The sequence below is a fragment of the Sphingomonas sp. genome (assembly GCF_039595165.1).
Classification (GTDB): Bacteria; Pseudomonadota; Alphaproteobacteria; order Sphingomonadales; family Sphingomonadaceae; genus Sphingomonas.
Map to the genome: position 1 here is coordinate 1 of NZ_JBCNMA010000195.1, position 3,695 is coordinate 3,695.

Consider the following 3,695-nt stretch of genomic DNA (forward strand, 5'->3'; position numbering starts at 1 on the left):
GCCTGACCGTCACCCCAGCGAAAGCTGGGGTCTTGTGCCTTCAAGCCGCTTGTCTGCCTCCCGAGACCCCAGCTTTCGCTGGGGTGACGGAATCCCGCTTCGGCTCGGGGTTCGAGAATTCCATTCCTTCGTCGATCCTGCCGAAGCGCAGCGCCATCAGGTCGAGCGCGTAGTTCTGGTGCACGCGCCACGGCTTGCGATTCCCCTGCTTGGGGAACTTGTCCATGCCGCGCTGGACATAGCCCGAGGTGAAGGTGAGGAACGGCTCGGGCTCGACATCGCCGGCGATGCGCGGGGTCGCCTGGCGCATGCCGCGCTTCTTCATCGCGTTGAGCAGGCGGGCGACATAGGCGGCGGTGAGGTCCGACTTCAGCGTCCAACTGGCGTTGGTATAGCCGAAGCTGGAGGCGAGGTTCGGGATGTCCGAATACATCATCGCCTTGTAGCCGAGCGACTTGGCAGGATCGACACGCTCGCCATCGACGGTGAACGGAATGCCGCTCATCAACTGCATGTCGAGCCCGGTCGCGGTGACGATCACGTCGGCGGGAAGCAGTTCGCCTGACTTCAAGCGGATGCCGTCTTCCTCGAACGTGTCGATCTGGTCGGTGACCACCGACGCCCGCCCCTCGCGGATCGAGGCGAACAGGTCGGCGTCGGGCACCAGGCAGATGCGCTGGTCCCACGGATTGTAGCGTGGCGTGAAGTGCGTCGCGACGTCATAGTCCGCGCCGAGCTCGTCGCGGACCATCTGGATCAGCCGCTCCTTGGTCTTCTCGGGCTTGCGGCGCGCCAGGCGGTAGAAGAACTGGCCGAGCGCGACGTTCTTCACCCGCGTGAGGCGATAGGCGAGCCGCCCGGGCAGCTTGCGCCGCAGCCAGTTGGCGATGCCGTCCTCGGACGGGCGCGCGACGATATAGGTGGGCGAGCGCTGCAGCATCGTCACATGTGCCGCAGTCTTCGCCATCTCGGGCACCAGGGTCACAGCGGTCGCGCCCGAGCCGATCACCACCACGCGCTTTCCGGCATAGTCGAGGCGCTCGGGCCAGAATTGGGGATGGACGATCTCGCCCGCGAAGCGCTCGCGCCCGGCGAACTCCGGGAGGTAGCCAGCTGCGTAATTGTAATAGCCCGAGCACATGAAGAGGAAGTTGCAGGTGAACTCGACGGGTATCTTGTCCGGCCCGCGCTCGACCTGCACCGTCCAGCGCGCGTCCGGAGTCGACCAGCTTGCCGCGACCACGCGGTGGCCGTTGCGGATATGCTTGTCGATGCCGTGGTCGCGTGCGGTCTCGTCGAGATATTTGAGGATCGCGGGACCGTCGGCGATCGCTTTCGCCTCGGTCCAGGGGCGGAAGCTGTAGCCGAGCGTGTACATGTCGCTGTCGGAGCGGATGCCGGGATAGCGGAACAAGTCCCAGGTCCCGCCGAGCCGCTCGCGCCCCTCGAGGATCACATAGCTGCGATCGGGGCAGTCGCGCTGCAGGAAATAGCCCGCACCGATGCCGGAAAGCCCGGCGCCCACCACCACGACGTCGAAATGCTCGGTCATTCGCCTCTCCCGGCGATGATACTTACACCAGTGTAAGTTATCCGCAAGCCGGCATGGCGATCAATAGTCCTTCGAATATTTGAGGCCAGCTCGCGAGCCGCCGAACGAGCCGGTCTGCGAGAGCAGGCTGAGCGCGCGGGTGAGCGCGATCTCGAGCTGCACAGCGGTATAGCCGCGGGCGTCGGTGATGATCTCGACATAGATGTCGTCGGTCAGATACTGGCCCGCCGCCAGCGCCATGCCGCGGCCGGTGGTGTCGTCCTCGCCGAGGATGCGCAGGCGATCGATCCCCGCCGCCGAGCGCAGCTGGCCGAGCGGGTTGAGCCCGCCGCCCGAGGCGCGCAGCGAGTTGAGCGCCGCGGCGAGCTGGATCGCCTCGGTCGCCGACAGGTTCGTCACCGAGCTGCCGAACAACAGGCGCGAGAGCACTTCGTCCTGCGGCAGCGACGGCGTCGAGGTGAAGGCGATGCGCGGCTGCTGGCCGGTGCCGGTGATGTTGATGATCGCGGTGACATTCTCCGCCGTGGTGCTCGCCGCGATGTTGATGCTGGGGTTGGCGAGCGGTCCGCCCTCGAAATTGATCGTGCCGCGCGTCAGCTCGAAGCGGCGGCTGGCGAAATTATAGGTGCCGCGCACCACCCGCGCCTCGCCGGTGACGACCGGTGCGGCTGAGGTGCCGGTGACCTGCATCCGCGCCTCCCATTCGGATTCGAGCCCCATGCCGTTCACGAACAGGCGATTGTCGGCGACGACCGAGACGTTGAGGCGGAAGATGCCCGCGGGCTTGGGCCGCGCCGGGCGCTTGCCTTCGGCATCGAGCTCGCTCTTGCGGTAGACCCCGGTCAGCTCGGGCACTTCGGCGGCGCCCTGGCGGATGATCTGATAGCGCGCCTCGGGGATGATGATGCGGCCTTCGATCAGCCCGCCGTCGAGCCCGTTGGTGATGTGCAGCTGCCCGGTCGCGGTGGCGCCGAGCGCATCGCTGCGAGCAAGCCGGGCGTTGCGGAAGCGCGCGGTGATGTCGATCGGGAAGCCTTGCGCCGCCGACAGCCCGACGGTGCCCGAGGCGATCACCCGGCCGCTGCCCGCCACCGCGTTCATCTCGGTGATGTCGAGCGTGTCGCTGTCGAACCGCCCCTCGATCTTCATCTGGGTGAGGCGCGTGCCCCAGGTCTCGTTCTCATAGACCAGCTTCTCGGCGCGCAGCTGGCCGGTGATCCGCGGATCGCGCAGCTGGCCGGAGAAGTCGGCGGCCACCGCGACCGGACCCGAGACCGACTGGTTGGCGAAGCCGGCGAGCGAGAACAGCACCGCCGAGGGCCCGTTGTAGCGCACCCCGCCGGAGAGCGGCGCGGCCATCAACCGCTCGTTCCAGCTTCCCCCCGCGCCCAATGGCTGGAGCGTCGCGACCATCCGGCCGATCGTGGTGGTGCCGCGCTTGATCACCGCGCGGGCGTCGCCCCCCTCGGGCAGCAGCCGGCCGACGAACGCGATGTCCACCGCGGGCGACACGCCGGCGAGGCTCGAGCGGTTGAACCCGGCGACGTTGAGCCGGGTGATCGCGCGCGGGAAGCTGCCGTCGCTCGCCTGGCGGAAGTCGACCGAGCCGGTGACGTTGCCGCCGATCCCGAGGCCCGGCGAGAAGGCGTTGGCGATCGACAAATCGAGCTTGTCGAGCCGCGCCTGCACGACGAGCCCGTCGCCCCAGCTGCCGGCGAGGCGCGCGCTGCCGCGGTCGAAGTCGATCCGCACGGGGGCCAGGCGATAGCCGGCCTTGCTCACCGCGATGCGCGCGGGCTGGGCGGTCTTGAAGTTGATGTTGTTGGCCTTGCCGCCGAGCGCGACGAGCCATTGGTCGGGCGCGAAACGGGCATTGGCGGCGACGCGGAACGGCACGCCGGACGAGCCCTCGGCGAAGGCCTGGGCGGTGCCGCGGCCGCCGCGATAGTCGATCCTGGCGCGCGACCGGGCGAGCACGAAGTCGCCGCTGCGCAGGTTGGCGACCTGCGCCTCACCGACGATCGACGGCGCATCGTCGTAGAGCACCGCGGTCGCGTTGATGATCGCGCGGCCGATGGTGATCTCCATGTCGCCCGGGATCTGCGCATAGTCCCAGTGGCGCACTTGAAACGGTACTGCTGCT

Annotated in this window: 2 protein-coding genes; both read right to left on the reverse strand. The window is 68.1% G+C overall.

Annotated elements, in window-relative coordinates; all coding sequences use genetic code 11:
- Positions 1-40: 40 nt before the first annotated feature.
- Positions 41-1,552, reverse strand: coding sequence for an NAD(P)/FAD-dependent oxidoreductase (locus ABDV68_RS18595; protein WP_343521581.1), 1,512 nt, complete (start codon positions 1,550-1,552; stop codon positions 41-43).
- 60 nt (positions 1,553-1,612) lie between these two features.
- Positions 1,613-3,695, reverse strand: a 2,083-nt coding sequence (locus tag ABDV68_RS18600; RefSeq protein ID WP_343521582.1) for a translocation/assembly module TamB domain-containing protein, incomplete at its 5' end; no start/stop codon positions are given.